Annotated in this window: 2 rRNA genes (1 of these 2 running past the window's edge); both read right to left on the bottom strand. The window is 51.7% G+C overall.

Annotated features, from left to right (window positions below):
* Window positions 1-11 precede the first annotated feature (11 nt).
* A 5S ribosomal RNA gene (rrf, locus tag N8H74_RS29165) occupies window positions 12-127 on the bottom strand.
* 163 nt (window positions 128-290) lie between these two features.
* Window positions 291-3,096, bottom strand: a 23S ribosomal RNA gene (locus N8H74_RS29160) (it continues 85 nt past the right edge of the window).

The raw sequence follows: 3,096 nt of genomic DNA, 5'->3' as shown, positions 1-3,096 counted from the left end.
TCGGAATTTAATCTTGACGATGACCTACTCTCACATGGGGAAACCCCACACTACCATCGGCGATGCATCGTTTCACTGCTGAGTTCGGGATGGGATCAGGTGGTTCCAACGCTCTATGGTCGTCAAGAAATTCGGGTACTGACTCGTGACCAGATGGCCTCGCTTCAGCAAATTGGGTACGTGACAGTCGGTGTTTTGTGAGTTTGCAAACTTTCGGTTCACTTCGTCTTCACACACCGCAATCTGGTTGCTCTGGGTTACAGAGCCGACGCAAATTGCTTGGGTGTTATATGGTCAAGCCTCACGGGCAATTAGTATTGGTTAGCTCAACGCCTCACAGCGCTTACACACCCAACCTATCAACGTCGTAGTCTTCGACGGCCCTTCAGGGAACTCAAGGTTCCAGTGAGATCTCATCTTGAGGCAAGTTTCCCGCTTAGATGCTTTCAGCGGTTATCTTTCCCGAACATAGCTACCCGGCAATGCCACTGGCGTGACAACCGGAACACCAGAGGTTCGTCCACTCCGGTCCTCTCGTACTAGGAGCAGCCCCTCTCAAATCTCAAACGTCCACGGCAGATAGGGACCGAACTGTCTCACGACGTTCTAAACCCAGCTCGCGTACCACTTTAAATGGCGAACAGCCATACCCTTGGGACCGGCTTCAGCCCCAGGATGTGATGAGCCGACATCGAGGTGCCAAACACCGCCGTCGATATGAACTCTTGGGCGGTATCAGCCTGTTATCCCCGGAGTACCTTTTATCCGTTGAGCGATGGCCCTTCCATACAGAACCACCGGATCACTAAGACCTACTTTCGTACCTGCTCGACGTGTCTGTCTCGCAGTCAAGCGCGCTTTTGCCTTTATACTCTACGACCGATTTCCGACCGGTCTGAGCGCACCTTCGTACTCCTCCGTTACTCTTTAGGAGGAGACCGCCCCAGTCAAACTACCCACCATACACTGTCCTCGATCCGGATAACGGACCTGAGTTAGAACCTCAAAGTTGCCAGGGTGGTATTTCAAGGATGGCTCCACGCGAACTGGCGTCCACGCTTCAAAGCCTCCCACCTATCCTACACAAGCAAATTCAAAGTCCAGTGCAAAGCTATAGTAAAGGTTCACGGGGTCTTTCCGTCTAGCCGCGGATACACTGCATCTTCACAGCGATTTCAATTTCACTGAGTCTCGGGTGGAGACAGCGCCGCCATCGTTACGCCATTCGTGCAGGTCGGAACTTACCCGACAAGGAATTTCGCTACCTTAGGACCGTTATAGTTACGGCCGCCGTTTACCGGGGCTTCGATCAAGAGCTTCGCGTTAGCTAACCCCATCAATTAACCTTCCGGCACCGGGCAGGCGTCACACCCTATACGTCCACTTTCGTGTTTGCAGAGTGCTGTGTTTTTAATAAACAGTCGCAGCGGCCTGGTATCTTCGACCGGCATGGGCTTACGGAGCAAGTCCTTCACCCTCACCGGCGCACCTTCTCCCGAAGTTACGGTGCCATTTTGCCTAGTTCCTTCACCCGAGTTCTCTCAAGCGCCTTGGTATTCTCTACCCAACCACCTGTGTCGGTTTGGGGTACGGTTCCTGATTATCTGAAGCTTAGAAGCTTTTCTTGGAAGCATGGCATCAACCACTTCGCGTCCTAAAGGACACTCGTCATCAGCTCTCGGCCTTAAGATCCCGGATTTACCTAAGATCTCAGCCTACCACCTTAAACTTGGACAACCAACGCCAAGCTGGCCTAGCCTTCTCCGTCCCTCCATCGCAATAACCAGAAGTACAGGAATATTAACCTGTTTTCCATCGACTACGCTTTTCAGCCTCGCCTTAGGGACCGACTAACCCTGCGTCGATTAACGTTGCGCAGGAAACCTTGGTCTTTCGGCGTGGGTGTTTTTCACACCCATTGTCGTTACTCATGTCAGCATTCGCACTTCTGATACCTCCAGCAAGCTTCTCAACTCACCTTCACAGGCTTACAGAACGCTCCTCTACCGCATCACCTAAGTGATACCCGTAGCTTCGGTGTATGGTTTGAGCCCCGTTACATCTTCCGCGCAGGCCGACTCGACTAGTGAGCTATTACGCTTTCTTTAAAGGGTGGCTGCTTCTAAGCCAACCTCCTAGCTGTCTAAGCCTTCCCACATCGTTTCCCACTTAACCATAACTTTGGGACCTTAGCTGACGGTCTGGGTTGTTTCCCTTTTCACGACGGACGTTAGCACCCGCCGTGTGTCTCCCATGCTCGGCACTTGTAGGTATTCGGAGTTTGCATCGGTTTGGTAAGTCGGGATGACCCCCTAGCCGAAACAGTGCTCTACCCCCTACAGTGATACATGAGGCGCTACCTAAATAGCTTTCGAGGAGAACCAGCTATCTCCGAGCTTGATTAGCCTTTCACTCCGATCCACAGGTCATCCGCTAACTTTTCAACGGTAGTCGGTTCGGTCCTCCAGTCAGTGTTACCTAACCTTCAACCTGCCCATGGATAGATCGCCCGGTTTCGGGTCTATACCCAGCGACTAAACGCCCTATTAAGACTCGCTTTCGCTACGCCTCCCCTATTCGGTTAAGCTCGCCACTGAATATAAGTCGCTGACCCATTATACAAAAGGTACGCAGTCACAGAACAAAGTCTGCTCCCACTGCTTGTACGCATACGGTTTCAGGATCTATTTCACTCCCCTCTCCGGGGTTCTTTTCGCCTTTCCCTCACGGTACTAGTTCACTATCGGTCAGTCAGTAGTATTTAGCCTTGGAGGATGGTCCCCCCATATTCAGACAAAGTTTCTCGTGCTCCGTCCTACTCGATTTCATGACTAAGAGACTTTCGCGTACAGGGCTATCACCCACTATGGCCGCACTTTCCAGAGCGTTCCGCTAATCTCAAAGCCACTTAAGGGCTAGTCCCCGTTCGCTCGCCACTACTAAGGGAATCTCGGTTGATTTCTTTTCCTCAGGGTACTTAGATGTTTCAGTTCCCCTGGTTCGCCTCTTGCACCTATGTATTCAGTACAAGATAACCATCTTATGATGGCTGGGTTCCCCCATTCAGACATCTCCGGATCAAAGTCTGTTTGCCGA

The sequence above is a fragment of the Pseudomonas sp. B2M1-30 genome (assembly GCF_025447575.1).
Classification (GTDB): domain Bacteria; phylum Pseudomonadota; class Gammaproteobacteria; order Pseudomonadales; family Pseudomonadaceae; genus Aquipseudomonas; species Aquipseudomonas botevensis.
The sequence above is the reverse complement of the archived record's forward strand: the minus strand, read 5'-3'. Positions and strand labels throughout refer to the sequence as shown.